This window comes from Actinomadura montaniterrae, from assembly GCF_008923365.1.
Lineage (GTDB): Bacteria > Actinomycetota > Actinomycetes > Streptosporangiales > Streptosporangiaceae > Spirillospora > Spirillospora montaniterrae.
The window spans coordinates 1-1423 of sequence record NZ_WBMR01000477.1; the positions used below are offsets into that span (position 1 = coordinate 1).

The following is a 1423-nucleotide window of genomic DNA, read 5'->3' on the forward strand; positions in this document are numbered from 1 at the left end:
GAGGCGCTGCCGCTGACCGGCGCGGCGGCGCGCGTCGACGTCGCCGAGGGCGCGCGGGCCGCGCTGGAGGCGGGCCCGGCGGCGGCGCTCGCCGTGCGGGACGACGCGCTGTTCCCGGCGGGCCGCACCGACGAGACCGGGCAGCCCCTCGACCTGCGCGACCGCAACAGCTGGACGCTGCGGCTGCACGAGGTCGACCCGGGCGAGTGGCTGGAGGTCCAGATGGTGAACGCGTTCGCGCCGTTCCTGCTGACCTCGCGGCTGCGCGGGCTGCTGGAGGCGTCGCCGTTCCCGGACCGCTACGCGGTCCAGGTGTCGGCGATGGAGGGCAGCTTCTCCCGCGAGCACAAGACCGTCCGCCACCCGCACACGAACATGGCGAAGGCGGCGCTGAACATGATGACCCGCACCTCCGCCGCGGACTACGCGGCGGCGGGCATCCACATGACCAGCGTGGACACCGGCTGGGTGACCGACGAGCGGCCGCACCCGGGCAAGCGCGCGCAGTTCGCCGCCGGGTTCCGGCCCCCGCTGGACGTGATCGACGGCGCGGCCCGGGTGTACGACCCGGTCGTGCGGGGCGTCGGCGGCGAGCGGCTGTCCGGCGTGTTCCTGAAGGACTACCGACCGGTGGAGTGGTGAACAGCATGGAGCCGACCCCCGTACGCTGCCCGGCGATCGAGCACCCGGACGTCCCGCAGGCCGACCCGGCCGCGCTGGCGCCGCTGCTGGAGCGGCTCGCCGACGCCGCGCCGGTCGAGGGCGACGAGGCGTTCCCGCTCGGGACGCTGCGCGGCGACGGCCGGGTGGACCTGTGCAAGCAGGGGCTCGGCGCGGCGGGCGTGGCGCGGCTCGTCCCGGCGGCGGTCGCGTCGCCGCACGCGGTGCACCTGCTGCTCGGGACGAACGCGATGGGCGGCGAGGGCGCGCGGACGATCGCCGCCGCGCTGGAGCCGGGCCACGGCGTCCGGACGCTGTACCTCGGCTGCAACCGCATCGACGGCGAGGGCGCGGCGGTCCTCGCGGACCGGCTGACGTCCGACAGGGAGGTGCGCGCGCTGTGGCTGAAGCGCAACCCGGTCGGCGACGCGGGCGCGCGGGCGGTCGCCGCGATGCTGCGCCGCAACGCGGCGATCCGGACGCTCGACCTGGTCAACACCGGTCTCGGCAGGGACGGCCTGCGCGCGCTGCTCGACGCGCTCGTCGCCCGGGAGGCGCCGCTGGAGCGGCTGTTCCTCGGCGGGAACGGCATCGGGCCGGACGCGGCGGACCTGCTGGCCGCGCTGGTCCGCGACGCGGGCGTCCGCGAGCTGTACGCGCCCGCCAACCATCTCGGCGACGGCGGCGTCGCCGTCCTGGCGTCGGCCGCCGAGGCGGCGGGGCGGCCGGTCCGGTTCGGCCTCGGCGGGAACGGCGTCGGGCC

The 1423-nt window shown here is 77.4% G+C and carries 2 protein-coding genes; both read left to right on the top strand.

The features are described from left to right. A partial coding sequence (locus F9B16_RS50390; protein WP_151547341.1) for an SDR family oxidoreductase occupies positions 1 to 642 on the top strand: 642 nt, incomplete at its 5' end. A 5-nt stretch (positions 643 to 647) separates the two neighbouring features. Next, on the top strand, positions 648 to 1423 hold a 776-nt coding region (locus tag F9B16_RS50395), incomplete at its 3' end, for a leucine-rich repeat domain-containing protein (RefSeq protein WP_151547342.1).